The sequence below is a fragment of the Micromonospora sp. C28ISP2-4 genome, assembly GCF_030519385.1.
In the GTDB taxonomy this organism is placed as follows: Bacteria; Actinomycetota; Actinomycetes; order Mycobacteriales; family Micromonosporaceae; genus Micromonospora; species Micromonospora tulbaghiae.
Genome location: NZ_JAUMKG010000004.1, coordinates 67,032 through 91,263 on the forward strand (window position 1 = coordinate 67,032; position 24,232 = coordinate 91,263).

At 74.3% G+C, this 24,232-nt stretch carries 26 protein-coding genes and 1 pseudogene; 22 read left to right on the top strand and 5 right to left on the bottom strand.

The window, feature by feature from the left end; genetic code table 11:
* The first annotated feature begins 190 nt into the window (after positions 1-190).
* The 8 genes from Q3W68_RS16420 to Q3W68_RS16455 are packed head-to-tail and all read left to right on the top strand — an operon-like array spanning position 191 to position 7,946.
* Complete coding sequence (locus Q3W68_RS16420; protein WP_302906263.1) at positions 191-544, top strand: TcmI family type II polyketide cyclase; 354 nt, start codon at positions 191-193, stop codon at positions 542-544.
* Positions 541-2,271 (top strand): acetyl-CoA carboxylase carboxyltransferase subunit alpha, encoded by a 1,731-nt coding sequence (locus Q3W68_RS16425; RefSeq protein ID WP_302906264.1) that lies wholly within the window; start codon positions 541-543, stop codon positions 2,269-2,271. Before Q3W68_RS16420 ends, Q3W68_RS16425 begins: the two co-directional genes overlap by 4 nt.
* Positions 2,271-2,756 carry an acetyl-CoA carboxylase biotin carboxyl carrier protein gene (gene accB / locus Q3W68_RS16430; protein ID WP_302906265.1) on the top strand — a complete coding sequence of 162 codons (486 nt, stop codon included), beginning with the start codon at positions 2,271-2,273 and terminating at the stop codon, positions 2,754-2,756. Before Q3W68_RS16425 ends, accB begins: the two co-directional genes overlap by 1 nt.
* Positions 2,756-4,264: an acetyl/propionyl/methylcrotonyl-CoA carboxylase subunit alpha gene (locus tag Q3W68_RS16435; protein ID WP_302906266.1), complete on the top strand. Its 1,509-nt coding sequence runs from the start codon at positions 2,756-2,758 to the stop codon at positions 4,262-4,264. Before accB ends, Q3W68_RS16435 begins: the two co-directional genes overlap by 1 nt.
* Entirely contained in the window at positions 4,261-4,968 is a 708-nt protein-coding gene (locus Q3W68_RS16440) for an SRPBCC family protein (protein ID WP_302906267.1), read from the top strand. Before Q3W68_RS16435 ends, Q3W68_RS16440 begins: the two co-directional genes overlap by 4 nt.
* Positions 4,965-5,375, top strand: a complete 411-nt coding sequence (locus Q3W68_RS16445) for a cupin domain-containing protein (protein ID WP_018784080.1) — start codon at positions 4,965-4,967, stop codon at positions 5,373-5,375. The genes Q3W68_RS16440 and Q3W68_RS16445 overlap by 4 nt, the downstream gene beginning before the upstream one ends.
* Positions 5,372-6,643: a beta-ketoacyl synthase gene (locus tag Q3W68_RS16450; protein ID WP_302906268.1), complete on the top strand. Its 1,272-nt coding sequence runs from the start codon at positions 5,372-5,374 to the stop codon at positions 6,641-6,643. Before Q3W68_RS16445 ends, Q3W68_RS16450 begins: the two co-directional genes overlap by 4 nt.
* A gap of 55 nt (positions 6,644-6,698) precedes the next feature.
* Positions 6,699-7,946, top strand: coding sequence for a beta-ketoacyl synthase N-terminal-like domain-containing protein (locus Q3W68_RS16455; RefSeq protein WP_302906269.1), 1,248 nt, complete (start codon positions 6,699-6,701; stop codon positions 7,944-7,946).
* 9 nt (positions 7,947-7,955) lie between these two features.
* On the opposite strand, the gene Q3W68_RS16460 is transcribed toward Q3W68_RS16455, so the two are convergent.
* The gene (locus tag Q3W68_RS16460; RefSeq protein ID WP_256451508.1) at positions 7,956-8,084 is read right to left on the bottom strand and encodes a hypothetical protein; all 129 of its coding nucleotides are present in this window, start codon (positions 8,082-8,084) and stop codon (positions 7,956-7,958) included.
* 123 nt (positions 8,085-8,207) lie between these two features.
* Complete coding sequence (locus Q3W68_RS16465; protein ID WP_302906270.1) at positions 8,208-8,645, bottom strand: GNAT family N-acetyltransferase; 438 nt, start codon at positions 8,643-8,645, stop codon at positions 8,208-8,210.
* Positions 8,646-8,954: 309 nt separating this feature from the next.
* Here Q3W68_RS16465 and Q3W68_RS16470 point away from each other — a divergent pair, with 309 nt between their 5' ends.
* The 13 genes from Q3W68_RS16470 to Q3W68_RS16530 all read left to right on the top strand — a co-directional run bounded on the left by Q3W68_RS16470 (position 8,955) and on the right by Q3W68_RS16530 (position 21,820).
* On the top strand, positions 8,955-10,301 hold the full coding sequence (locus Q3W68_RS16470; RefSeq protein ID WP_302906271.1) for a class I adenylate-forming enzyme family protein: 1,347 nt from the start codon (positions 8,955-8,957) through the stop codon (positions 10,299-10,301).
* Positions 10,302-10,481: 180 nt separating this feature from the next.
* Positions 10,482-10,745, top strand: coding sequence for an acyl carrier protein (locus Q3W68_RS16475; protein ID WP_018784085.1), 264 nt, complete (start codon positions 10,482-10,484; stop codon positions 10,743-10,745).
* Positions 10,745-10,990, top strand: a complete 246-nt coding sequence (locus tag Q3W68_RS16480; RefSeq protein ID WP_120569630.1) for an acyl carrier protein — start codon at positions 10,745-10,747, stop codon at positions 10,988-10,990. Before Q3W68_RS16475 ends, Q3W68_RS16480 begins: the two co-directional genes overlap by 1 nt.
* Positions 10,983-12,113, top strand: coding sequence for a beta-ketoacyl synthase (locus Q3W68_RS16485; protein ID WP_302906272.1), 1,131 nt, complete (start codon positions 10,983-10,985; stop codon positions 12,111-12,113). The genes Q3W68_RS16480 and Q3W68_RS16485 overlap by 8 nt, the downstream gene beginning before the upstream one ends.
* Before the next feature lie 116 nt (positions 12,114-12,229).
* Positions 12,230-12,730, top strand: a complete 501-nt coding sequence (locus Q3W68_RS16490) for a hypothetical protein (protein ID WP_302906273.1) — start codon at positions 12,230-12,232, stop codon at positions 12,728-12,730.
* A complete protein-coding gene (locus tag Q3W68_RS16495; RefSeq protein WP_302906274.1) occupies positions 12,727-14,346 on the top strand; it encodes a class I adenylate-forming enzyme family protein in 1,620 nt (539 codons plus the stop codon). Before Q3W68_RS16490 ends, Q3W68_RS16495 begins: the two co-directional genes overlap by 4 nt.
* On the top strand, positions 14,343-15,605 hold the full coding sequence (locus Q3W68_RS16500) for a beta-ketoacyl synthase (protein ID WP_302906275.1): 1,263 nt from the start codon (positions 14,343-14,345) through the stop codon (positions 15,603-15,605). The genes Q3W68_RS16495 and Q3W68_RS16500 overlap by 4 nt, the downstream gene beginning before the upstream one ends.
* Before the next feature lie 60 nt (positions 15,606-15,665).
* A complete protein-coding gene (gene hppD / locus Q3W68_RS16505) occupies positions 15,666-16,766 on the top strand; it encodes a 4-hydroxyphenylpyruvate dioxygenase (protein WP_302906276.1) in 1,101 nt (366 codons plus the stop codon).
* A 53-nt stretch (positions 16,767-16,819) separates the two neighbouring features.
* Entirely contained in the window at positions 16,820-17,743 is a 924-nt protein-coding gene (locus Q3W68_RS16510; protein ID WP_302906698.1) for a phytanoyl-CoA dioxygenase family protein, read from the top strand.
* A 2-nt stretch (positions 17,744-17,745) separates the two neighbouring features.
* Positions 17,746-18,543 carry a DUF3050 domain-containing protein gene (locus Q3W68_RS16515; protein ID WP_302906277.1) on the top strand — a complete coding sequence of 266 codons (798 nt, stop codon included), beginning with the start codon at positions 17,746-17,748 and terminating at the stop codon, positions 18,541-18,543.
* Positions 18,540-19,511 carry a thiamine pyrophosphate-dependent dehydrogenase E1 component subunit alpha gene (locus tag Q3W68_RS16520; RefSeq protein ID WP_302906278.1) on the top strand — a complete coding sequence of 324 codons (972 nt, stop codon included), beginning with the start codon at positions 18,540-18,542 and terminating at the stop codon, positions 19,509-19,511. The genes Q3W68_RS16515 and Q3W68_RS16520 overlap by 4 nt, the downstream gene beginning before the upstream one ends.
* Positions 19,511-20,476 carry an alpha-ketoacid dehydrogenase subunit beta gene (locus Q3W68_RS16525; protein WP_302906279.1) on the top strand — a complete coding sequence of 322 codons (966 nt, stop codon included), beginning with the start codon at positions 19,511-19,513 and terminating at the stop codon, positions 20,474-20,476. Before Q3W68_RS16520 ends, Q3W68_RS16525 begins: the two co-directional genes overlap by 1 nt.
* 3 nt (positions 20,477-20,479) lie before the next feature.
* Complete coding sequence (locus Q3W68_RS16530) at positions 20,480-21,820, top strand: hypothetical protein (protein ID WP_302906280.1); 1,341 nt, start codon at positions 20,480-20,482, stop codon at positions 21,818-21,820.
* A gap of 118 nt (positions 21,821-21,938) precedes the next feature.
* Here Q3W68_RS16530 and Q3W68_RS16535 read toward each other — a convergent pair.
* A pseudogene (locus Q3W68_RS16535) lies at positions 21,939-22,634 on the bottom strand (SGNH/GDSL hydrolase family protein).
* A gap of 109 nt (positions 22,635-22,743) precedes the next feature.
* On the opposite strand from Q3W68_RS16535, the gene Q3W68_RS16540 reads away from it, so the two are divergent.
* Entirely contained in the window at positions 22,744-23,247 is a 504-nt protein-coding gene (locus Q3W68_RS16540) for a dethiobiotin synthetase (protein ID WP_302906281.1), read from the top strand.
* On the opposite strand, the gene Q3W68_RS16545 is transcribed toward Q3W68_RS16540, so the two are convergent.
* Positions 23,204-23,836 (bottom strand): HAD family hydrolase, encoded by a 633-nt coding sequence (locus tag Q3W68_RS16545; protein ID WP_302906282.1) that lies wholly within the window; start codon positions 23,834-23,836, stop codon positions 23,204-23,206. The two genes, Q3W68_RS16540 and Q3W68_RS16545, sit on opposite strands and share 44 nt — an antisense overlap.
* Complete coding sequence (locus tag Q3W68_RS16550; RefSeq protein WP_302906283.1) at positions 23,833-24,225, bottom strand: MmcQ/YjbR family DNA-binding protein; 393 nt, start codon at positions 24,223-24,225, stop codon at positions 23,833-23,835. The genes Q3W68_RS16545 and Q3W68_RS16550 overlap by 4 nt, the downstream gene beginning before the upstream one ends.
* Positions 24,226-24,232: the final 7 nt, after the last annotated feature.

Here is a 24,232-nt window from a genome sequence, read left to right on the forward strand (position 1 = left end):
AAGTGTCGTCGCCCGGGAAGCGGAAGGTGATCTTCGCATAGCTTGCGCACAGCTTGCGTCAACGCAGCGTCACCATGTTTGTGGCGCGATGGGGCCCGGTTGACGCCCGGTAGACGCCGCCGGCGCGACCGTGTGGCAATCCGTGCGGCGCGACCGGTTCGCCGCGCACCGGGACGTGCAGGAGGCGCGAATGGACCGTTCGCTCATCGTCGCCAAGGTGGTGCCGACGGCCGAGGACCGGGTGGCCGAGATCTTCGCCGAGTCCGACGCGACCGAGCTGCCCGGCCTGGTCGGGGTCCGGCACCGCTCGCTGTACCGGCTGCACGACCTCTACGTCCATCTGCTGGAGACGGAGACGCCGGCGCAGGGCGCGGTGGAGGACAACCGCGGGCATCCGGAGTTCGTCCGGATCAGCGAGCGGCTGCGGCCGTACATCTCGCCGTACCTGCCGACCTGGCGATCGCCGCGCGACGCGATGGCGCACTGCTTCTACCGCTACGACGCGCCGGCCCACCGGTACGACGCCGCCGGGCGGCCCCAGTGACCACGACCGCACCGCGCGACGAGCAGCTCTGGTCGAGGTGCGACGGGTGCGCGTCGCTGCTCTACCGCAAGCGGCTGCGCCGCAACCTGGACGTCTGCCCGGAGTGCGGTTCGCACGCGAGGCTGGACGCGCCGGACCGGGTGGCGCAGCTGGCCGACCCGGACTCGTTCGTCCCGCTGCCGGACCGGGCGGTACGCGTCGACCCGATCGAGTTCGTCGACAAGCTGCCGTACCCGCACCGGCTCGGCGCGGCCCGCACGGCGACCGGCCTGGACGAGGCGGTGCTCTGCGGCACCGCGCGGCTGGGCGGGCACCCGGTGGCGCTGGCGGTGATGGACTTCCGCTTCCTCGGCGGCAGCCTCGGCTGCGCGGTCGGTGAGCTGATCACCAGGACCGCCGAGCGGGCGCTCGCCGACGGCATCCCGCTGGTGCTGGTGACCGCGTCCGGCGGTGCGCGGATGCAGGAGGGCGCGCTGTCGCTGATGCAGATGGCCACCGTCAGCCAGGCCCTCGCCGGGATGCGGGAGGCGGGCCTGCTCACGGTCAGCGTGGTCACCGATCCCACGTACGGCGGCGTGGCCGCCTCCTTCGCCACGAACACCGACCTGGTGCTCGCCGAGAGCGGCGCCCGGCTGGGCTTCGCCGGGCCCCGGGTGATCCGCCAGGTCACCGGCGCGAAGCTGCCGGAGGGCTTCCAGACCGCGGAGTACCTGCTGCGGCACGGCCAGGTGGACATGGTGGTGCCCCGGCACGCGCTGCGGGGCCGGCTCGCCGCGCTGCTCGCCGCCGCCGAGGCGGGCCGCCGCGCCCCGGAGAACCCGTCGTCCGCGCCGCGCCCGCCGGCCACCGCCCCGGCCGCGACCGCGCGCCCGGACCGCGACCCCTGGGAGACGGTACGCACGGCGCGGCACCCGGGCCGGCCGACCACACTGGACTACCTGGAGACGGCGTTCGACGGGTTCGTGGAGCTGCACGGCGACCGGCTCGGCGCGGACTGCCCGGCGGTCGTCGGCGGCATCGCCCGCCTCGACGGCCGGCCGGTGATGGTGATCGGCCACCAGAAGGGACACACCACGGCCGAGCTGGTGACCCGCAACTTCGGCATGGCCAGCCCGGCCGGGCACCGCAAGGCGCTGCGGTTGATGCGTCTCGCGGCGCGGCTGCGGCTGCCGGTGGTGACGCTCGTGGACACGCCCGGCGCGGACCCGGGGGTGAGCGCCGAGCAGCAGGGCCAGGCGGCGGCGATCGCGGAGAACATCCTCGCGCTCACCGTGCTGCCCACGCCGGTGGTGGCGGTGGTCACCGGGGAGGGCGGCAGCGGCGGCGCGCTCGCGCTCGCGGTCGCCGACCGGGTGCTCATGCTGGAACACGCCGTCTACTCGGTGATCAGCCCGGAGGGCTGCGCCGCGATCCTCTGGCCGGACAGCTCGGCCGCCCCGCAGGCGGCCCGCGCGCTGCGGCTCACCGGCGCCGACCTGTGCCGCCTCGGCGTGGTCGACGAACTGGTGCCGGAGCCGCGACCGGCCGCGCACGCCGACCCGGGCGGCGCGGCCGAGCTGCTGCGCCGGGCGGTCGCGGCGAACCTCGCCCCACTGCTCACCGTCCCGCCGGCCACCCTGGTCCGCCGCCGCCGGCAGCGCTTCCGCCGCTTCGGCGCGGCCCGCTCGGCCGCCGCCGGCCCGTCCCCGGCTGCCGGCCCGGCCGGTGGCCGGGCGGAGGTGGCGTGATGGCCGACTCCGAGGCCGAGCAGGTGCTCGACGGGCTGCGCCGGCAGGCCCGCAAGCTCGTCGCCGACCTGGCCGGGCCGGTACGCCGGGTGCGGCTGCGCAGCGGCGGATCGGTGCTGGAGGTCGAGTGGCACGACCCGGCGCCCCCGGCGCAGCGCGCCGCCGAACCGGCCGAGGCGTTGCCCGCGGGGGCCGCCGAGCCCGCCGCACGTGCGGCCCCGGCGACCGACCGGCCGGCCGTGCGCTCGCCCGTCGTCGGCACGTTCTACCGCGCTCCCGAACCCGGGGCGATGCCGTTCGTCGCGGTCGGCGACCTGGTCCGCCCGGGCCAGGTGGTCGGCATCGTCGAGGCCATGAAGCTGATGAACGAGGTGACCGCCGGCCAGGCCGGACGGGTGGTCGAGGTGCTCGTCGACGACGGCAAGCCCGTCGAGTACGACCAGCCACTGATCGCCCTGGAACCGGTCACCGGACAGGACTCCTGATGTTCGACAAGGTGCTGATCGCCAACCGGGGCGAGATCGCGCTACGGGTGCTGCGCGCCTGCCGGGAACTCGGCGTGCGCACGGTGGTGGTGCACTCCAGCGCCGACGCCGACTCGCTGCCGGTGCGGCTCGCCGACGAGGCGGTACGGATCGGCCCGGCGGCCAGCCGCCGCAGCTACCTCAACGCGGCGGCGATCGTGGAGGCGGCCCGGCAGACCGGCGCGCAGGCGGTCCACCCCGGCTACGGGTTCCTGTCCGAGGACGCCGACTTCGCCGAGATCTGCGCCGAGAACGGGCTGGTCTTCGTCGGCCCGCCGCCGCAGGTGATGGCCGCGCTCGCGGACAAGTCGACAGCGCGGGCGCTGATGAGCCGGGCCGGGTTGCCGCTGCCGCCGGGCAGCGTCCGGACGCTGCCCACAGTCGGCGAGGCGCAGGAGGTGGCCGCCGAGGTGGGCTACCCGGTGATCGTGAAGGCCGCGGCGGGCGGTGGCGGGCGCGGCATGACAGTGGTGCGTTCGGCCGCCGAGCTGCCCCGCGCGTACGCCCGCACCCGTGCCGCCGCGCAGGTCGCGTTCGGCGACGACCGGGTGTACGTCGAGCGGTACCTCGCCGACGCCCGCCACGTCGAGGTGCAGGTGCTCTGCGACGGCCACGGCAACGGCGTGCACCTGGGCACCCGGGACTGCTCGGTGCAGCGCCGGCACCAGAAGCTGATCGAGGAGGCGCCCGCGCCCGCGCTGCGGCAGGCCACCCTGGACACGGTCGCCGAGGTGGCGCTGCGCGGCGCGCTGTCGGTCGGCTTCACCGGCGCGGGCACCGTGGAGTTCCTGGTCGACGAGGCCGAACGCTGTCACTTCCTGGAGATCAACTGCCGGATCCAGGTGGAACACCCGGTCACCGAGATGGTCACCGGCATCGACCTCGTGCAGGAACAGCTGCACGTGGCGTTCGGCACCCCGCTGCGGCTGCGCCAGTCCGACGTACGGCTGAACGGCGTGGCGATCGAGTGCCGGGTCAACGTGGAGGACCCGGACCGCGACTTCGCGCCCGCACCCGGCCGGCTGGACCGGTTCCGGCCGCCGGGTGGCCCGTTCACCCGGGTCGACACCCACGGGCACGCCGGCTACCTGGTCAGCCCGCACTACGACTCGCTGCTGGCGAAGGTGGCGGTGTGGGCGCCGGACCGGGACGCCGCGCTGGACCGGCTCGACCGGGCGCTGGCCGAGTTCGACGTGGCCGGTCCCGGCGTGCGTACCACGATCCCGTTCGCCCGGCGGGTGCTGCGCGACCCGGCCTTCCGCGCCGCACGGCACACCACCGCCCTGGTGGAACGCCTGCTCGCCCCGCCCGCCGACGACGCCCCGCCGACCGACGCCCCGCCCGCCGACGGCGCGGCCGAAGCGGCCCCGGCGCGCGCCGTCGTGCCCGACCCGCGCGCCGAGCCGGGCGGCCGTACCCCCGTCAGCGCCGTGCCCGCCGCCGGCCCGACCACCTGGAGGAACCCATGACCGTCGCCCCCGACCGCCCGCTCGCCCGCGAGATCACCGACATCCTGGTCACGCACTGCGGCCTCGACCCGGACGCCGCCGCCGGCGCGCCCGCCGCGAGCCTGGAGGAGCTGGGCATGGACTCGCTGGCCCTGCTCGAACTGTCAGCGGTGGTGGCCGACAGGTGGCGGGTGAAGATCCCCGAACAGGCCGGGCAGCTCAGCATCGCCGGCGTCGCCGACCTGGTGGCCCGCAAGGCGGACCCGCCCGGGCACACCGAGAACGCCGTGGAGATCGCCGCGCCGCTGCCGCTGGTCTGGGAGATCACCAACGACGTGGCCCGGTGGCCGGACCTGTTCACCGAGTACGCGACGGCGGAGATCCTGCACCGCGACGGCGACACCGTGCGCTTCCGGCTCACCATGGACCCCGACGAGAACGGCGTGGCGTGGAGCTGGGTCAGCGAACGCACCGCCGACCCGGCCACCCGCGAGGTGCACGCCCGGCGCGTCGAGACCGGCCCGTTCGAGTACATGCGCATCCACTGGCGCTACGACGAGATCCCCGGCGGCACGCGGATGACCTGGACGCAGGACTTCGCGATGAAACCGGACGCACCGGTCGACAACGCCGGCATGACCAACCGGATCAACACCAACAGCTCGATCCAGCTCGCCGTGATCAAGGAGAAGATCGAGCGGGCGCACGCGGGAGGCGCGCGATGACCGACACCACCACCGCCCGGGTCTCCGTCCACGACGTACCGGCCGACCGCCGCCGCGGCGGGGAACTGCGGGTGCTGCTCGGTCCGAAGACGGTCGGCAGCACCTCCGGATTCATGGGCGTCGCCACGCTCGCGCCGGGGGAGCGGATCGCCGAGCACTACCACCCGTACAGCGAGGAGTTCCTCTACGTCGCCCGCGGCGCGATCACCGTCGACCTGGACGACGTGCCGGTCCCGGTCGCCGCCGGGGAGGCGCTCTACGTACCGAAGGACGTGCGGCACCGGCTGCGCAACACCGGCGACGAGCCCGCCGAGGTGGTGTTCCACCTCGGACCGCTCGCTCCGCGCCCGGAACTCGGCCACGTCGACACCGAGAGCGCGGCCCCGCCGCCACGGGAGCCGTCGTGACCGGCCGGCGCACGGTGGTCACCGGCATCGGCGTCGTCGCACCCGGCGGCGCCACCCGGGACCGGTTCTGGAAGACGATCACCGAGGGGCGCACCGCGACGCGGCGGATCAGCTTCTTCGACCCGTCGCCGTTCCGGTCGCAGATCGCCGCCGAGTGCGACTTCGACCCCGACGCCGCCGGCATCACGCTCGCCGAACGGCAGCGCGCCGACCGGTACGTGCAGTTCGCGCTCGCCTGCTCCGCCGAGGCGCTCGCCGACAGCGGCCTCACCCTCACCGACGCGCAGCGGGAACGCGCCGGGGTGGTGCTCGGCACCGCCGTCGGCGGGACCATGGCGCTGGAGCAGGAGTACGTGCGGGTCAGCGACTCCGGCCGGCACTGGCTGGTCGACCACGCGCTCGGCGGCCCGTACCTCTACCAGGCGCTCGTGCCCAGCAGCCTGGCCGCCGACGTGGCCTGCCGGCACGGCCTGCACGGCCCGGCGCAGGTGATCTCCACGGGCTGCACCTCCGGCATCGACGCGATCGGGTACGCCCACCAGCTCGTCGCCGACGGCGAGGCCGACGTGGTGCTGGCCGGTGCCGCCGACTCACCGATCTCCCCGGTCACCGTCGCCTCGTTCGACGCCATCGGCGCGACCAGCCCGGACAACGACGACCCGGAGCACGCCTCCCGGCCGTTCGACGCCGACCGGCACGGGTTCGTCCTCGCCGAGGGCGCGGCCGTGCTGGTGCTGGAGGAGGCCGAGCACGCCCGCCGCCGGGGCGCGCACGTCTACTGCGAGGTCGCCGGGTACGCCAGCCGCAGCAACGGCTTCCACATGACCGGCCTGCGACCGGACGGCGCGGAGATGGCGGTGGCCATCAGCGACGCGTTGCGGCAGGCCCGGCTCGCCCCGGCGGCCGTGTCGTACGTCAGCGCGCACGGCTCCGGCACGCGCCAGAACGACAGGCACGAGACGGCCGCGTTCAAACGGGCGCTGGGGGAGACGGCGTACCGGGTCCCGATCAGCTCGATCAAGTCGATGGTCGGCCACTCGCTGGGCGCCATCGGCTCGATCGAGATGGCCGCCTGCGCGCTGGCGATCGAGTACGGCGTGGTCCCGCCCACGGCGAACTGGACCACCCGCGACCCGGAGTGCGACCTGGACTACGTGCCGAACGAGGCCCGGGAGGTGCCGGTGGACGTGGCGCTGTCGGTGGGCAGCGGCTTCGGCGGCTTCCAGTCCGCGATGGTGTTCCGCCGGCTCGCGGTGACAGCACCGTGAGCGCGAGGAGTGAGCCGGGTTTGCGAGCCCCGCAGTCGCGACCAAGGACAGCACCATGACGGCCCGAGCGGTGGTGACCGGCATCGGCGTGGTCGCGCCCAGCGGCATCGGCGCCGAGGCGCACTGGGCAACAGTGCTCGCCGGCACCCGGCGCACCGGGCCGATCACGCTGTTCGACCCGGAGCGCTACCCGACCCGGGTGGCCGGCGAGGTGGCCGGCTTCGACCCGGCCGGGTTCAGCGACACCCGGCAGCGGGTGCAGACCGACAGGTGGACGCATCTCGGCTTCGCCGCCACCAGGCTGGCGCTGGCCGACGCCGGGCTGCCCGAGGTGTCGCCCGACCCGTACAAGTGGGCGGTCACGCTCGCCAGCTCGTCGGGCGGCAACCTGTTCGGGCAGCGGGAGCTGCAACGGCTCTGGGGCGGGCCGAGCCGCACCGTCGGGGCGTACCAGTCGATCGCCTGGTTCTACGCCGCGAGCGTCGGGCAGTTGTCGATCCGCCACCAGTTCAAGGGACCGTCCGGGGTGACCGTGTCCGAGTCGGCCGGCGGGCTGGACAGCCTGGCGCACGCGGTGCGCACCATCCGCCGGGGCACCCCGGTGGTGATCGCCGGGGCCACCGAGTGCCCGCTGAGCCCGTACGCGCTGGCCTGCCAGCTCCGCTCCGGGCTGCTCAGCGACGTGTCCGACCCGGAGCGGGCGTACCGGCCGTTCGACGTGGCGGCGAGCGGTTACGTGCCGGCCGAGGGCGGAGCGGTCTTCGTGGTGGAGGAGCTGGGCCACGCGCTGGCCCGGGGAGCCCGGGTCTACGGGGAGGTCACCGGCTGGGCCGCCACCCACGACGCCGCGCCCACCGACCCGGCCACCGGCCCCGACCCGGTCCACTACGCCCGTGCGCTGCGGCTGGCGCTGGAGCGTGCCGGGGTACGCCCGCACGACGTGGACGTGATCTGGCCGGACGCGCTCGGCGTACCAGCGTACGACCGGGCCGAGGCGGCGGCGCTGCGAGCCGTGTTCGGCGACCGGACCCCGCCGGTGACCACGCAGAAGCCGCTGACCGGGCGGGCGCACCAGGGCGGGTCCGCGCTGGACGCGGGGACCGCGCTGCTGGCGTTCCGGCGCGGGATGCTGCCCGCCTCGGCCGGCCCGGACGAGCCGGCGCCCGGCTGCGAGCTGACGTTCCTGCGGCAGCCCCGCCCGCCGCGCAGCCGGATCGCGCTCGTCGGCGCGCGCGGCTTCGACGGGTTCAACAGCGCGCTGGTGCTGCGCGGCGCCGCGCCCCCACCGGCGGGGGAGGGCTGACGAAGCCGGTCAGTCGCGTCCGTCGATGCGCTGCCGGAGGGAGCGGCCGGCCCGGAAGGCGCGCCGGGGGAGCCACACCCGCAACCCGACGAGGACCAGGATCAGCACGAGGAGCAGGACCAGGTAGAGCCAGCGCATGACGCCTCCGCTCGTTCGGGGGCGGACCGGTGGTGTCCACCGGCACCTCTGTGCCCGGTGCCGGCGCCGGTGAATCCTTTGCGGGCAGCGGGCAGCGGGCAGCGGGCGGGTGAGCGCTGACCGTCACGACGGCCGGGCCAGGTACGCGGTCTTCGCGTCCCCGGAGAACCCGCAGGCCAGGTAGAAGGCGTGGGTCGCGGGCGAGCGCGACCCGGTCATGAGCATCGCCTTGTAGCAGCCCGCGTCCCAGGCGGCCTGAAGTGTGGCGGCCATGATCCGCTTGCCCAGGCCGGTGCCGCGCCGGGACTCGTCGACCACCACGTTCTCGACGACCGCGTACGGCGACGCCGACCGGCTCAGGTTGGGGATCACGTTGAGGTACGTGGTGGCGACGACCGCGCCGTCCACCTCCAGCACGAACAGGTGCAGCCCCTCGGTGGTCAGGATCCGCGCGAAGGCCCGTTCGTCGGAGCCGTCGCTCAGGTGCGGGTCGTCCGGGTTCAGCTGCCGGTAGAGGCGGATGACCTGCGGGAAGTCGCCGGGACGGGCCGCACGGAACATGCCGTGAGCGTAGCCTTCCCCGCCGTCCGCGCGGGTACCGCGCGCGCACAGCATCGGGCGGCCGGCGGACTACCTTGCCGGCGTGGCCTCGATCCTGCCTGTCCGATCGAGCCTGAGCAATCCACCCAGCCGCTGTTTTGGATCTAGCCATTTGCATCTGGCGATGCGGAAGAGGGCCGTCGTAGGGTTCCGCCATACCCCGAACGACGTACCCGCTGGGCGGATCCGCCCAGTTCCTCAGTGGAACGGTGGCTGGTCGTGACTGCACATCCCGTGGCGGAAGATCCTGCCTCGACAACGGTGGACTGGGTGGACGACATCCTGTTCACCGGCCGCGACACCGACGTCTGCCTGCGCCTGCCGGAACCGGTGGACAAGGGCACGCTGCGCCGGCTCGTCGGCGAGGCCCAGGACCGGCTGACCGGGGCCGGGCTGCGCGCCGGAGGCGCGGCCGCGCTGCGCCTGCCGCCGTCGCTGGCGTACGTGGCTCATCTGCTCGCCACCTGGCGTACCGGCGCCCAGGCGGTGCTGCTCGACCACCGGCTCACCGACCACGAGGTCGACCAGGCGCTGCGCCGGCTCAGCCCGCAGGTGGTGGTCGCGCCGGTGCGATCCGGCGGCGGCGCGCTGCGCATCTTCGTCGACGTCACCGCCGGGGTCAGTGCCTACTCCGACCGCCCGGCGGGCAGCCCGCACGCGGTGATCCAGCTCAGCTCGGGCTCCACCGGACCGTCCAAGGTGATCGGCCGCACCGCCGCCGACCTGGTCGGCGAGGTGTACCGCTACACCCGCATCGACGGTGTCGCGCTGCCCGGCGAGCGGATCATCCTGCTGCCCAGCATGGTGCACGTGCTCGGCCTGGTCGGCGGCCTGCTCTACGGGCTGCACGCCGGCGTCGAGCTGTGCCCGCCGGAACGGCTCAGCGGCGACGCGATCCTCGCCGCCGTCGCCGCCCAGGACACCCCGGCCACCGTGCTCGGCGTCCCGTTCCACATCGGGCTGCTCGCCTCCACCACACCGGCCGGGCCGCTGCCCCAGCTCAAGCGCATGACCACCGGCGGAGAGCTGGTGCCCGCCGCCGTGGCGAACGCGTTCACCGACCGCTACGGCGTGCCGCTGGGCAACATGTACGGAATGACCGAGGTCGGCGTCATCGGCACCGACCTGTACGGGCGGCACCCCCCGGCCATCGCGCCCGCCCCCGGCATGGAGGTACGCGAGCGCGACGGCGAGCTGTGGGTGAGCTGCCCGGCCAACCCGTACGTCGGGCTGGCCGACCCGACCCGGTGGGCCGACGGCTGGCTGCACACCCGCGACGCCGGGGTGGTCGACCCGGAAACCGGCCTGGTCACCATCAAGGGCCGGCTGGACTCGCAGGTGTCGGTGGGCGGCCTGAAGGTCGACCTGACCGAGGTGGAGGCCAGTGTCGCCGGGCTGCCCGGCGTCACCGCCGCGGTGGTGGTCTGGGACGACGGCATCACCGCGTACGTCCAGACCGACGGCTCGCTGACCGAGGAGACGCTCGAGAAGCTGATCGCCGAGCGGCTGGCCGGCTTCAAACGCCCCCGCACGCTGCGCCTGCTCGACCAGATGCCCCGCACCACCACCGGAAAGCTGGTCCGGTCCGTACCGGTGCTGCGGGACGCGGCGTCGTGACCGGCCCGCTGTACGAGCCGCACACCCACCGGACGCCCGCCGGACGTCCGGTCCACCCCGAATCCCGACCCGCCCCGGCCGGGCAGCGCGCCACCCGCGCGCCCGAGCCGGCCGGTCCACACGCACGCGGTGTCCCGACCGGGCACCGTCAGCCGGTACACGGAGAAGAGGTCTGAATCCATGCGAGACGAGGTCCGCACCTTCGTCGTCGAACAGCTCGCCGACATGAACTACGACGTGGAGGAGCTCGACGACGACACCACGCTCGGCCCCTCCGGCGTCGACCTGGAGTCGCTGGCCCTGGCCGACCTCGCGGTCCGCGTCGAGGATCGCTACGGCCTGAAGTTCGCCGACGACGAGTCGGAGAAGCTGGCGCTCATGACGGTCGGCGAGTTCACCACGATGGTCGCCGACCGGGTGGCCGCGAACAGCGACAAGTCCTGATGTCCGGTCAGCCCGACCTGGGGCGAGCTGACCTGGTGAGCATGCTCGCCGAACTGACCGCGAGCCCCGCCGACCAGGTGCCGGACCGGCTGGGCTCGATGGAGCTCGCCTGGCTGGTGCACATGGTCGAGCAGCGCTACGACCGCCGGCTGGACCTGAGCGACGACGAACTCGCCGGCATCCGCACCGTCGACGACGCGCTCGCGGTGTTCCGTGGCTCGCTGACCGCTCCCGCAGATGGCTGAGCGGGAGACCGTACGGATCACCGGCACGTACGCGCTCAGCGCCCTCGGCAGGGGCGCCGACGCGCTGCTGGCCGGGGTGCTCGCCGGCACCCCGGCGTTCGGGCCGGTGCGCCGTTTCGACACCACCGGCCGCCGGGTGACGGTGGCGGCCACTCTGCCGGACGTCGGCACGCTCGCCGGTGAGCTGACCGACGCGATCGACGCCGCTGCCCGGGCCGCCGGGCTGGACCGGGCCGCGCGGGCGGAGTCGGCGCTGTTCCTGGCCACCCACGGCGGGCCGTACTCGCTGCCCGTACCGAACGGGTGGGACGAGCCGACGGTGCCGGCGCTCGCCGGTCACCTGGCCGCGCGGTGCGGCCTCGGCGGGCGTACCCGGATCTACACCACTGCGTGCGTGTCGGCGAGCAGCGCGGTCGCCGACGCGGCGGCGCTGATCCGCCGGGGCGACCTGGAGCGGATCGTGGTCGCGGCCGGTTACCTGGTCGAACCGGACCAGTACGCGTTGTTCGACGCCGGCCGGGCGCTCGCCGCCGACGGCGCGGTACGCCCGTTCAGCGCCGGCCGCAAGGGTCTGCTGCTGGGCGACGGGGTGGCCGCCGTGGTGCTGGAGTCGGCGGGCGCCGCGGCCCGGCGGGGCGCCGAGACGCTGGCGAGCGTGGCCGGGTGGGGCCGGGCGGGGGACGCGTACCACCCGTGCCAGCCGCACCCGGGCGGGCTCGGGCTGGCCCGGGCGGTCGAGGCGGCGCTGCGCCGGGCCGGGCTGGCACCGGACGCGATCGGCTACGTCAACGCGAACGCCACCGGCACCCCGTTCAGCGACGCCTCCGAGGCGGCGGCGCTGACCCGGGTGTTCGGCGAGGACGCCGGGCGGCTGCCGGTCAGCTCCACCAAGTCGGTGCACGGGCACGCGCTGGAGGCGTCCGGGCTGCTGGAACTGCTGGTCACAGTGCTGGCCCTGCGGCACGGCAAGCTGCCGGTCACCGCCGGCTGGCTCGGTCCCGACCCGCAGTGCCCGCTGGACGTCATCCGCGACGCCCCCCGCCCCGCGCGCACCGGACACGCCCTGACCCTCAACGCCGCCTTCGGCGGCGCCAACACCGCCCTACTGGTGAGCACCTCATGACCGCCTTCACCCCCGCCCCCCACCCCACCCCGCGATCTTGCACTTCCGGCCCCGGCGAAACGGGCACAACGCCCACACCCGGGGCACCAACTGCAAGATCGCGCGACGGGGGAGTCGTGGTGCTCGCGGAGGCACTGTGGCCCGAGGACGGGGACGAGGGTTCGGGGCCCGCCGGGGTGCCGGGGTTCGTGTACTCGGGGTTCGCGCCGCTGGTCGCGGCGGTGGCGCAGCGGTGCCTCGCGCGGCGGTACCCCGACGGGCCGCTGCCGCCGGGCAACCGGACGGCCGTGGTGCTGGTCAGCGCGGGCGGGGACACCGCCGGGGCGGCGTACGTACGCGCCACTGTGGACGCGGGCGGGCGGATCGGGCCGCTGTTCTTCTTCCAGTCGGTGCCGAACAGCGTGGCCGGGCACGTCGCGGCGCGCTGGGGACTGGACGGGCCGGTGGTGTGCCTGAGCCCGACCGGCGACGCGCGGGCCGAGGGGGAGGCCGAGGCGGACCTGCTGCTGTACGACGGCGACGCCGCACAGGCGTTGCTGATCCTGATCGAACTGGCACCGGACGGTACGCCGGGCGAGGCGACCGCGGTGCTGCTGGGGGAGGGAACACGTCAATGAGGACGAAGGGACTGCGCGGCGCGCTCGCGGCCGACGCGGAGCTGGGCGCGGGCAACGTGCTCGCCCGGGTGCTGGCCCACGGCGCCGACCCGGACGGGCCGGGGCTCACGTTCGACACCGAGATCGACGGCCACCCGGCCGAGACCCCGCTGACCCTGGGCGGGCTCGACCGGATGGTCGCCGCCCGGGCGGCGTGGCTGCACGAACGCGGGGTGAAACCACGCGACCCGGTCGCGGTCTGGGCCGGTACGGCCGCCGACATGGTGCTGTCGTTCCTGGCGCTGACCCGCCTCGGCGCCATCCCGGCGCTGATGAACGGCAGGCTGCGTCCCGAGATCGCCGCCGAGTACATCCGCCGGCTGCGCGCCGCCGGTGTGCTCGCGGACGCCGCGCACGCCGAGGCGCTGGCCGGGCACGACCTGGGTGCCCCGATGATCGGCGAACCGGCGCAGGCCGGGACCGGCGACCCGGATGCCGCGCCGGCGCACTACCGGCACCACCCGGACGACCCGATCGTGATCACCCACACCTCCGGCACCACAGGCGTGCCGAAGGCGGTGCTGCACTCGCACGCCAGCCTGTTCGCCGCCACCCGGCACCTGCTGTCCATGCCGCAGGCGCAGGGCACCACACGCATCCTCAACGCGCTGCCCGCCCCGCACACCGCCACAGTGCTCATGGTCAACCAGGCGCTCGGCAACCGGGCGGAGATGTTCCTGCTCTCCGAGCAGGGCGGCGAGCGGGTGCTCGACGCGATCCAGCGGTGGCGCCCGGACGGCGTGTTCGGCTTCTCGGTCACCTGGGCCGAACTGGCTCGCTTCGACCTGTCCGGCTACGACCTGGACTCGGTGCGGCTGTGGTTCAACACCGGCGACTGCTCGCACGAGCCGCACGTACGGCGGCTGGTCGCGGTCGGCTCCCGGGACGTGGTGACCCGCGGCGGCGTGACCCGCGTACCCGGCTCGGTGTTCATCGACGGGCTCGGCTCCAGCGAGATGGGCCACTCGATGTTCCACATCACCCACACCACCGACACCGACCGGTACGGCCGCTGCGTGGGCCGCCCGTACCGGTTCACGAAGGTCGCGGTGCTCGACGCCGACGGCAACGAGCTGCCGCCCGGGCAGGTCGGCTGGCTCGGCATCGACTCGCCGTCGCTGTTCCGCGGCTACTGGAACGACTCGGTCACCACGTACCGGTTCCGGCTGCGCGGCTGGTACCTCACCGGCGACCTGGTGTACGCCGACGACGACGGCCGCTACTACCACCTGGACCGGGCGGTCGACTCGGTCGAGGCCGGCGACGGGAAGCGGTTCTTCACCGCGCTGTCCGAGGAACGCATCCTCGCCGCCTGCCCCGACGTGACCGACTGCACTGTGGTGATCGTCAAGGCGGACGACGGCACCGTCACCACGGACGTGCTGCTGGAACTGGCCGCCGGGGCCGACCCGGACGCGGACCGCACCGATCGGATCCGTACCGCGCTCGGCGCGGACGTGGCCGCCACGCTCCGCAAGATCGTCCCGGTACGCGCCGACGACATCCCGGTCACCGTCACCGGGAAGGTGCGCAAGGTGGCGCTGCGCGAGCGCTACCTGACCGAGGCGCCGTCGTGAGCGCCGTCATCACCGGCATGGGCCTGTTCACCCCGGCCGGTCGCGGCGCCGCGGACACGTTCGACGCGTTGATCTCCGGCCGGTCCGGGCTGCGCCGCCCACCCGAGGGGCACCCGGCGGCGGGCAGCCTGGAGGTGGCCGGCGTGCTGCCGGACATCGACCCGCGCAGCGTCGCCTCCGGACCGGAGACGAAGGTGCTCGACCGGGTGGTGCTGCTCGCCCTGATCACCGCCGCCGAGGCGCTCGCCGACGCCGGCATCGAGGTGGGCCGCGACGTCGACCCGGAGCGCATCGCGGTGATCGTCGGCGGTGTGGGCGGCATGTCCACGCTGGAGGGCCAGGTGCTGGCGCGGGCCGCCCGGGGCCGGGCGGCGGTCAGCCCGTACCTGCTCACCGGCATCCTGCCGAACATGCCCTCGGCGCGGATCGCCATCGCGCACGGCATCCGCGGGTACAGCTCGTCGGTCGGCACGGCCTGCGCCTCCGGCGCCCAGGCGGTCGCCGACGGGGTACGCCTCATCCGCTCGGGCGAGGCCGACGTGGTGGTGTGCGGGGCGAGCGAGGCGCCGCTGTTCGGCACGTTCGCCGACACGTTCGGCAACGCCCGGGCGCTGGCCCGGGGCTGGGACGAACCGACCGAGGCGAGCCGCCCGTTCGACAAGCGGCGCAACGGTTTCGTGCTGGCCGAGGGCGCGGCGCTGCTGGTGCTGGAGCGCGCCGGGCACGCCGACGGCCGGGGTGTGCGCGGCTACGCCGAGGTCGCCGGTTTCGGGGCGAACACCGACGCGTACCACCCGACCGCGCCGCGGCCGGACGGCGCGGGAGCGGCCGCCTGCATGCGCCGGGCCCTGGCGGCAGGCGGGGTCGGGCCGGCCGACGTCGGGTACGTCAACGCCCACGGCACCGGCACCAAGCTCGGTGACGTCGCCGAGACGATCGCGTTGGCCGAGGTGTTCGGCACCGGCGCCGTGCCGGTCAGCTCCACCAAGGCGCTCACCGGGCATCTGCTCGGCGCGTCAGGGGTGCTGGAGGCCGCCGCCACCGCGCTGGCGCTCGACGGTGGCCTGCTGCCACCCACCTACCACCTGGACGACCCGGACCCGGAGTGCGAGGCGGACCACGTCCGCGCCGTGCCCCGGCCCACCCGGGCCGACCACGCGCTGACGAACTCGTTCGGGTTCGGCGGCCAGAACGTCAGTCTGCTCCTGCGCCGGCTCTCCGGGCCGGCCCGCCGGGCCGCCACCCCGGCCGCGGGCTGACCGGACTCCAGTCCCGGGCGTCCGTCCGGGTCGCGATCACGGGGGGAACAGGGGAAGCCCATGACCATCAACGGGATAGACCATCTCGAACTGTACGTGGGGGACGCCCGGCAGGCGGCCTTCTACTTCGACAACGCGGTCGGTTTCCGGCTGTGCGGGCAGGGCGGTCCGGAGACCGGGCTGGACGGGCAGCGCTCGCTGCTGCTGGCCCAGGCCGGCATCCGGCTGCTGCTGACCACCGGACTGTCCGCCGAGCACCCGGCGGCCACCTACGTGCACCGGCACGGCGACGGCATCGCCGTGGTGGCGCTCGCCGTCGACGACGCCGCCGGGGCGTACGCGGAGCTGGTCGACCGCGGCGCGACGGCGCTGAGCCCGCCGCGCACCTTCACCGGCGCGGACGCCGAGGTGGTGGTCGCCGAGGTCGGCGGCTTCGGCGACGTGGTGCACCGCCTGGTCGAGCGCCGCGGCGACCCGGGCGTGTTCCTGCCCGGCGCGATCGAGCCGGTGACCGCGCCGGACGGCACGGACACGCTGCTCGCCGAGGTCGACCACCTGGCGATCTGCGTGCCGCCGGGGCAGCTCGACGAGACCGTCGCGCACTACGAGAAGGTGTTCGGCTTCGCCGACATCTTCACCGAGCACATCGAGGTCGCCGGTCAGGCGATGAACTCCAAGGTGGTGCAGAGCCCGTCCGGGACCGTCACCTTCGTGCTGCTGGAGCCGGACACCGGCGCCCGGCCGGGGCAGATCGAGGACTTCCTGCGCTGGCACGCCGGCGCCGGGGTGCAGCACCTGGGCCTGCGCACCGACGACATCGTCACAGCCGTCGGGGCGCTCGCCGGGCGCGGGGTGCGGTTCGCCAGCACGCCCGGCGCGTACTACGACGGCCTGGAGCAGCGGGTCGGCCGGCTGGACGCGCCGGTGGACCGGCTGCGCGAGCTGAGCATCCTGGTCGACTCCGACCACGACGGGCAGCTGCTGCAGATCTTCACCGAGTCGATGCACGTGCGCCGCACCCTGTTCCTCGAACTCATCGAGCGGCGCGGGGCGCGCACCTTCGGCAGCGGCAACATCAAGGCGCTCTACGAGGCCAAGGAACGCGAGCTGGCCGCTGCGGGGGCGATCCCCGCCGCCGCGGCCGGAGGGGTTAAGGCATGAGTGAACGCACCGAGCGAAGCGAGGGCCGTGAGGCCATGCCCGGCCGGCACGGCATGACCACCATTGATCCCGGGCTGACCGCCGAGGAGGAGGCGCTGCTGCCCTCCGACGAGGACGTCCGGCACTACGCCGAGCACGGCTGGTACCTGTCGAAGAAGCTGCTCACCGACGACGAGGTGGACGAACTCGTCGCCGCCACCGACAGGTACTACGCCGGGGAGCGCGACCGGCGGCTGCCGGTACGGCCGCCGAAGCTGGCCTACTGGGAGCCGTCCAAGGGTGACGTGCAGCGGCACAACGACTACGTCCACCACGAGCACGACGGCATCGCCCGCATCCTGCGCAAGCCGCTGATCGGTGCGGTCGCCGCCCGGCTGGCCCGCGCCACCGAGATCCGCATCTTCCAGTCCACGCTGATCTGGAAGCCGCCGATCGCCGGTGAGCCGTCGAACATCGTGCCCTGGCACTTCGACAAGCACTACTGGGCGTCCTCGTCGTCGGAGAACATGCTCACCGCGTTCATCCCGTTCCACGACTGCGGCGAGGAGATGGGCACCATCACCATGGTCGACGGCTCCCACCGCTGGCGGGAGATCGGCGCCGACGACACCGTGGTGCGGCACTTCGCCGACCGGGACCGCGACCAGCTCGAAGCCATGCTGGCCGAGAACGCGGCCTACAACGGCGCCGAGATCCGCAAGATCCCCATGGTGATCCCCAAGGGACACATGAGTTTCCACCACTGCCGCACCTACCACGGCAGCGGCGCCAACGTCAGCGGGCGGCCTCGCCGGGCCGTCTCGCTGCACCTGCAGGACGGCGACAACGCCTGGCGGGAGTATCCGCTCTCCGACGGCACGCTCGCCGCGTACAACCACGACGTGCTGGTCCGCCGCACCCACGAGGGCCGGCCGGACTACGCGGACCCCGATTACTGCCCGGTCATCTGGCGCGACCGCGCCCAGCAGGGAGGCTGACAATGTCACGGTACGACTGGGGTAAGACGCACCCGGGCATCGAGCGGCTGGAGCGGGCGGTGACCGAGCGCCGCGACGTGGTGGTCAAGCACCCCCTCTACGCCAACCTCGACACCCACGACGCGCTCGTCACGTTCATGGAGCACCACGTCTTCGCCGTCTGGGACTTCATGTCGCTGCTGAAGTCGCTGCAGCGGCAGCTCACCTGCGTCACGGTGCCGTGGATCCCCACCGGACCGACCGGCAGCCGCCGCCTGATCAACGACATCGTCATGGTCGAGGAGAGCGACGAGCTCGGCGACGGCTACATCAGCCACTTCGAGCTGTACGTGCAGGGCATGACCGAGGCCGGTGCCGACACCACCGCCGTGAACAAGCTGGTCGACCTGCTGCGCGACGGCACCCCGGTCACCGAGGCGCTCGGCGCGGCGGGCGTCCCCGCGGCGTCGGCCGCGTTCGCCGGCACCACCTGGCGGATCATCGAGACCACCCCGGTGCACTGCCAGGCCGCGGCGTTCGCGTTCGGCCGCGAGGACCTCATCCCGGAGATGTTCACCCAGGTCGTCGCCGTCAACGAGCGCAGCAACCGGCTCAACAAGTTCGTCGACTACCTGGAGCGGCACATCGAGGTCGACGGCGAGCAGCACACCCCGATGGCCATGCAGATGCTGGCCGACCTGTGCGGCGACGACGACACCAAGTGGCAGCAGTGCGCCGACACGGTGAACGCCGCGCTCGCCGCCCGCGCCCGCCTCTGGGACGACATCCTCGCCGCCGTCAAGGAGGGCCGTCCGGCGTGACCGGCTCCGACCCGCTCCGGCTCTACCGGACGGTCCGGCTGATCCGCCGCTTCGAGGAGCGCGCGATCGAGCTGGTCCGCGCCGGGGAGATCGTCGGCGGCATCCACCCGTACCTCGGTCAGGAGGGGATCGCCGCCGGCGTCTGCGCGGCCCTTTCCGCCGAGGACCTGGTCACCGGCACCCACCGCGGGCACGGGCACGTGCTCGCGAAGGGCGCCGACCCGGCCCGGATGCTGGCCGAGCTGTGCGGCCGGGTCACCGGGCTCAACCGGGGCCGGGGCGGGTCGATGCACGCCGCCGACTTCGGCGTCGGCGTCCTCGGCGCCAACGCCATCGTCGGAGCCGCCGGCGCGATCCTCACCGGCGCGGTGTGGGAGCGCCGGCGGCGCGGCGCCGACATCGTCGGCGCCACCTTCTTCGGCGACGGCGCGGTGAACGAGGGCATGCTCCTGGAGGCGTTCAACCTGGCCGCGCTCTGGCGCGTGCCGGTGCTGTTCGTCTGCGAGAACAACGGCTACGCCACCACCATGCCGGTCGACGGCGCGGTCGCCGGCACCATCGCCGGCCGGGCCGCCGCGTTCGGCATGCCGGCGGCCGCCGTCGACGGGCAGGACCCCGAGGCGGTACGCGAGGTCGCCGCCGCCGCCGTCGCGCGGATGCGCGCCGGCGGCGGACCCGAACTGGTCGAGGCCCGCACGTACCGCTTCGACGCCCACCACACCTTCGAACATCAGGTACGCCTCGACTACCGGCCGCCGCAGGAGGTGGCCGAGGGCCGGTCCCGCGATCCGGTCGACATCGCCGGCGCGCGGCTCGACCCGGCGGTACGGGCCGAGGTGGACGCCGCCGTCGAGGCGGAACTGGACGCCGCCGTCGAGTACGCGCTCGCCGGGCCGCACCCCGACCCGGCGACCGCCCTGGACCACCTGTACGCCAGCGGGCTCACCGCCCGGACCGGAGGTGGCTGATGCCCCGGCTCTCCTACCGCAGGGCGCTCACCCGGGCCCTGGCCGACGAGATGACCCGCGACGAGTCGGTCGTGGTGCTCGGCGAGGACATCCGGGTGGCCGCCGCCAACGTCACCACCGGCCTGCTGAAGAAGTTCGGCCCGGAACGGGTCCGTGACACCCCGCTGTCCGAGCAGGCGTTCACCAGCTTCGCCACCGGTGCGGCGCTGGCCGGGGCCCGCCCGGTGGTGGAGTTCCAGATCCCGTCGCTGCTGTTCCTGGTCTTCGAGCAGATCGTCAACCACGCGCACAAGTTCCCGCTGATGACCGGCGGTCAGTGCGCGGTGCCGGTCACCTACGTGGTGCCCGGCTCCGGCTCCCGCACCGGCTGGGCCGGGCAGCACTCCGACCACCCGTACGCGTTGTTCGCCCACGTCGGGGTGACCACAGTCGTACCGGCCACCCCGGCCGACGCGTACGGGCTGCTGGTCTCCGCGATCCGCTGCGACGACCCGGTGGTGGTCTTCGCCCCGGCCGGCGCCCTGGACCTGCGCGCCGACGTCACCGACCCGGCGCCGGTGCCGCTGGGCCGGGGAATCGTCCGCCGCGGCGGCGCCGACGTGACCGTGGTGGCGGTCGGGCACCTGGTGCACGACGCGCTCGCCGTCGCCGACGAACTCGCCGGCCAGGCGTCGGTGGAGGTCTTCGACCCCCGCACGCTCTACCCGTTCGACTGGGACGGCCTCGTCGAGTCGGTGAGCCGCACCGGGCGGCTGGTGGTCGTCGACGACGGCAACCGCTCCTGCGGCATCGCCGGGGAGATCATCGCCACGGTGGTCGAGCGGGTCCGGCTGGCCGCGCCACCCCGGCGCGTCACCCGCCCCGACGGCGCGGTGCTGCCCTTCGCGCCCGCCCTGGACCGCGCCGTGCAGCCGGGCCGCGACCAGCTCACCGCCGCCATCCAACTGACCCTCAAGGACGGATGAACGATGGACCCGAACTACACGTGGCCGCCGCTCGGCCGGGCGTGGACCGACCTGCCCGAGTCCACCCGCACCGCGATGGTGACCACCGGCGCCGCGGCGTGGGAGAAGATCTTCCACGGCCGGGCCACGTACAACAAGCAGTGGCGGCTGGCCCGCCCGCCGGTGTTCACCGCCGACGCGTTCCGCGAGCTGAACGAGGTGTGCGACCGCATCGCCCAGCTCATCCTGGAGGCGTGCCGGCGTCGCGCCCGCACCGCCGGTCAGCTGCGCCTGCTGCTCGACGTGCCGGACGGGGAGACCCGCCTGCTCGACCCGGACGAGGAACTGCACGAGGGGCTGCTCGCCGCGTACCGGCCGGACGTGCTGTTCTCCGGCGGCGTGCCGTGCATCGTGGAGTACAACATCGACAGCAGCCTCGGCGGCGGCTTCGACGCCGACACGGTGATCCAGCGGTACGCCGAGCTGTACCGCGCCCACGACCTGCTCGACGGGGCGCGGCCCGCGCCCTCGCTGCTGGACCAGCGGTTCGTGGCCATCCGGGACACGCTCGGCCTGCCCGACGGCGCCCGGGTGGCGCTGCTGATGGACTTCGACGCCGACTATCCGGGACTGGACGACCCGGAGACGTTCATCCGGATCCTGTCCCCGCTGATCGACCAGGCCCGCCCGTTCGGCATCGACCTGGTCATCGCCCCGGTCGCCACCGCCACGCTGGACGCGCAGAACCGGCTGGTCGTCGGCGGCGCCCCGGTCGACGCGCTGTTCCGGCTGTTCGTGCCCAACCGGGTCACGCCCAGCCCCGGGCTGGACGCGGTGGCGGGCGCGCTCGCCGCCGGCACGCTGCCGATGTTCGTCAGCAGCGCCGCCTGGCTGCTCAGCAACAAGCTGAACTACGCGTGGCTCTGGGAGGACCTGGACCTGCTGCCGGAGGACGACCGGACGCTGATCCGCCGGTACGTGCCGCACACCGTGGCGCTCACCGCCGACCAGCTCGACCGGGCGCTCGCCGAACAGGCCGACCTGGTCGCCAAGCCGGCCGGCGGCTCGGCCGGGCACGGGGTGCTGATCGGCCGGGAGATGACAGCCGTCGCGTGGGCGGACGGGGTGCGCGCGGCCATCGCCGAGGGCGGCAACATCCTGCAGCGCTACCACGAGGCGGACCGGGTGGCGATGGACTTCGTGCAGATCGAGACCGGTGAGACGGTCACCGCCGACGTCCCGTACAGCCTCGCCCCGTACCTGTTCGACCGCACCGAATCGGGCGCGCTGGCCCGGGTCGGTTACCCGGGTTGCGACGAGGTCCTCAACCTGGCCCGAGGCGTCTCCCTGACCGGCATCCTCTGACCGACTGACCCACCCCACCCACCCCACCCCCCGCCCCTCGCCTCCGTCCCGTCCACCCGGCGCGTTGATCAAGGGTTTGCGTCCTCCGGAGGCGTGTCACCGACACGAACTCATGTGATCAACGGACGGATCCAGGCAGGTCGGGGTGGGGAGGTGGGTGGAGGACCCTCAGGGTTTCGGCGGTGGCTACCGCGTCGCTGCGGGCGCTGCCGTGCGGCCGTCGCTGCTGTGCAGCGACGGGTCGGCGGCGACACCAGCGGATGGTCGGTCAGGTGGACGTGCGGCGCCCGGGCGCTCGGCCACGCGGAGTGTGCCTGACCCGGCCACGCCCCTCCGCTCGCCAGCGCCGCGCGCAGCGTCTCCGGCACGGCCGGGCTGTGCGACACGTCGAACATGCCCACCGTGATCACGTCCGCCCCGGCCTCCGCAGCGCGATGATCATGGCGGTCAGCTCGGCGTCGACCGCGTCCGGATCGTAGCCGGACCGGGCACGTCGTTGCCGCCGCACACCCACGAGGGCCAGGTCCGGTTGGAAGGCCAGCGCGTCGGCGAGCGCTGGGTTTGGCCCGGACCTCATGACGCGTAGCCGGCCAGGTTTCAGGTACGCCAGCTCCGGCCGGACGGCGCGCAGTTCGGCGGCGATCCGGTCGGCCCACTGGACGTCGGGGTAGCCGTCGACGGGCTCGCACAGCCCTTCCGCGACGCTGTCACCCAGCACCACGAACCGGCGCCACGGGTGCCCGCGCAGCAGGTCGGCGGCCTCTCCCGGCCGCAGGCACCACGGGTCGGTCGCCTCGGTCAACGTCGATGGCATGACCGGCAGGCTAGCCGAGCCAGGTGCGCGGGAAAAGGGTTCGGCCGCGCCCCGAGACGGGGCAAAGTGGTGGCGCGACTTGGACGGCTCAGGCGTCCGGAATGGAGGGATGCGGATGCAGGTGGCGGTGTGTGGTCCGGAGGCGGCGACCGAGGACGAGACCGCGGCCGCGCGGCGGGTGGGCGAACTGCTGGCCGAGCGCGGGATCGCGGTGCTCTGCGGTGGAGGCGGCGGGGTGATGGCTGCCGTCGCGGCGGGCGCACGGGCGCGTTCCGGGCTGGTGATCGGGATAAGCCCCGGCGACGGCACCTACCCCGGCACGGCGGAGGTGTCCGCGACCGTGGTGACGAACATGGGTCAGGCCCGTAACGCCGTCCTGGTGTGGAGCGCGGACGCGGTGATCGGGATCGGCGGTTCCTGGGGGACGCTCAGCGAGGTGGCCCTCGGCATGCGGCGCGGTGGCATCCCGGTGGTGGTGCTGGGCGGGTGGCGGATCCTGGACGCCCACGGGGACCCGGTGCCCGGCCCGGTCCGGGCCGGTTCGCCCGAGGAGGCGGTGGCCGCCGCGCTCAGGGCAGCAGGGCCAGCAGCTCCCCGGGCCGGGTCAGGCTGAGGTCGGCCGGCTCGTCGGGGTCGTACTGGTGACCCCAGGCGGCGGCCACCGCGACCGCGCCGCTGCGCCGGGCGGCGCGTACGTCAAGCGGTGAGTCACCCACGTACGCGGCACGGCCGGGCGGCACGCCGAGCCGCCGGCAGGCCGCTTCCACGCCGTCGGGCGCCGGTTTCGGGCGCTCGACCTGGTCTCCACCGAGGACGACCTCGAAGTGACCGAGCAGGCCCGCCCGGTCGAGCAGGATCTCGGCGGCCCGGTGGCTCGCGCCGGTGAACACGCCCACGGGCACCCGGGCGGCGATCTCGGCGAGCGCGTCCGCGACGCCGGGGTAGACGCGTACCCGCCCGGCGAGCGCGTCCAGCTCGGCGTGGTAGCGGTCCAGGTCGTCGCCGGAGGCCGGCCGCCGCAGCAGGTGCGTCAACAGGTCCGCCGGGGAGCCGATCGAGTAGCCGGCGATGACCTCGGCGTCGGTGTACGAGGGCCCGCCCCCGGCGCGCACCGCCGCCCGGTACGCCGCGGGCACCACCGGGTGGGACTCGACGAGCGTGCCGTCCATGTCGAACACGATCGCGTCCACCGGGCCGGTCACGCGTTCTCCGCCCGGTGCGCCGTGGCGAGCCGCTTCGGTGCGCGTGCGTACCACGCCTCGGTGATCAGCTCGGTCAGCTCGTCCACGTCGATCCGGTCGAGCCGCACCAGCACCGCGGGGTAGCCGTCGAAGTGCGGCGTGGTGAAGTAGACAGCCGGGTCGTCGGCGATCAGCGCCTCCTTGGCGCCCAGGTCGGGCACCCGCGCGCCGAGGACCGGGCCGTCGGGCGCGGCGTCGCCGAGCACGTCGAGGTCGCCGCGGCGCAGCGGCCGTTCCCAGACGAACGACTTGTCGCGTACGCGCCAGGCGGGCGCCTGGTCGTAGGTGGGCCGCTCGGTGGTCTCGGGCAGGGCCAGCGCGATGCGCCGCACGTCGTCCCAGGTCGCCATGGCACCG